Annotated in this window: 2 protein-coding genes; both read left to right on the forward strand. The window is 53.7% G+C overall.

Annotated features, from left to right (window positions below; genetic code table 11):
- The first annotated feature begins 225 nt into the window (after positions 1–225).
- Entirely contained in the window at positions 226–1,338 is a 1,113-nt protein-coding gene (locus A3AY_RS0131830; protein WP_018329718.1) for a DNA cytosine methyltransferase, read from the forward strand.
- A 57-nt stretch (positions 1,339–1,395) separates the two neighbouring features.
- Positions 1,396–1,809, forward strand: a 414-nt coding sequence (locus A3AY_RS38450; RefSeq protein ID WP_083926078.1) for a very short patch repair endonuclease, incomplete at its 3' end; no start/stop codon positions are given.

Here is a 1,809-nt window from a genome sequence, read left to right on the forward strand (position 1 = left end):
CGATCTCGGAATATCAAACCGACGTTGCCCGCCCTGCCGCACTTCAACTGTCGCCGCAACTTCGCCAACACCGCATCATGCTTTCGGTAAACTCATGTTTATAAAGACGAATCACGTATTCAATAGAGTTGCGAAAATCATCGAAATTATATAACGTCAGGCACATGCCACTTGACCCCTCCAGCGGGGACGGCCGATTGGTCCGCGATCCGAGGAAGACAGACATTGCAGAATATCACCCACCATGAACCTGACAGATCAAGTCGCGTCGTCGATAGTAGCTCTAGCGTTTCAGGTTCGGTTGTTGACTTATTCTGTGGCGCAGGAGGCCTGACCCATGGATTCCACCTCGAAGGCTTCAATGTCGCAGCGGGAATAGACGTCGATGCCAGTTGCCGGTTTGCGTATGAACACAATAATAGTGCGCCGTTCTTCGAGAGGGACGTCGCATCCCTAACTGCTTCCGAGCTCGCGGGGATGTTTTCACCATCTGGCCCGAAGATATTGGTCGGTTGCGCTCCATGTCAGCCTTTTTCGAGTTACAATCAGAAAAACGAGGACCCAAAGTACAAACTCGTCGAAAAGTTCGCGGAGCTGATATGCGACATCGAACCCGACATCGTTTCGATGGAGAACGTTCCCCGGCTGCTCGCCTTCCAAGGTGGAAAAGTGTTCGACCGCTTCTTGAAGATGTTGGAGAAGCACAACTATTCAGTCGACAAGCGGGTTATCTACGCTCCTGATTACGGTGTCGCGCAAAGTCGGTCGAGGCTCGTGCTGGTCGCATCCAGGCTAGGGCCGATCCGCTTCATCGCTCCAACGCACACGCCCGATTCCTATTCCACCGTGAGGGAGGCTATCGGCGATCTTCCGGTCTTGAAGGCCGGCGAGATCGATGAGCGCGATCCGATGCATAGGGCAAGCCGTCTCTCCGAGATCAATCTGAAGCGAATAAGAGCATCCCGCCCGGGAGGATCGTGGAAGGATTGGGACGACAAATTGGTCGCCAAATGTCACCAGAACAAGAGCGGTGACGGCTATGTCTCCGTCTACGGGAGGATGACCGCGGACGACCCTTCACCTACGATCACCACGCAGTTCTTCGGGTTCGGGAATGGAAGGTTCGGACATCCCGAGCAGGATCGGGGTTTGTCGCTCAGAGAGGGCGCAATCCTTCAATCATTTCCTCCGAAGTATGCGTTTGCCCCGCCTGGCGAGCCAATCCAGTTCAAAAAGATGGGTCGAATGATCGGAAACGCCGTGCCTGTCCTCTTGGCTCAGGCGATAGCTCGATCGGTCAAGATCCATCTGAACGAGGTTGCATCCGCGACGCCATAATCCAGTTGAAAATTTGGCTTATCTGGCTTTCGCATTAAGTTCAGATGGTATGCTTTGATGGGTGATTTGTCGCCAAACAGTTCCAGTTCGATAACACCTGAGCGTTCCGCTTTGATGGCCCGTATCAAGGGAAAGCATACGAAGCCAGAGGTCGTCGTCAGGAAAGCGGTCCATGGCCTTGGGTTGCGATTCAGGCTGCATCAGGCGAACCTTCCTGGAAAGCCGGATCTGGTGCTCCGGAAATCGCAAACCGTTGTGTTCGTCAATGGATGCTTCTGGCACCGCCATGCTAACTGCCGTATGTGCTCCACTCCCAAATCAAGAACCGAGTTCTGGAATGCCAAATTCGAGGCAAACGTGGCAAGGGATAGCCGCAATTACGAGCTTCTGGCTTTCGCCGGCTGGAATGTAGTTGTGGTTTGGGAGTGCGAGACCCGCGACCAGGACCGTCTTGATAGAATACTTCGTTCG

This window comes from Rhizobium giardinii bv. giardinii H152 (genome assembly GCF_000379605.1).
Taxonomy (GTDB): Bacteria; Pseudomonadota; Alphaproteobacteria; order Rhizobiales; family Rhizobiaceae; genus Pararhizobium; species Pararhizobium giardinii.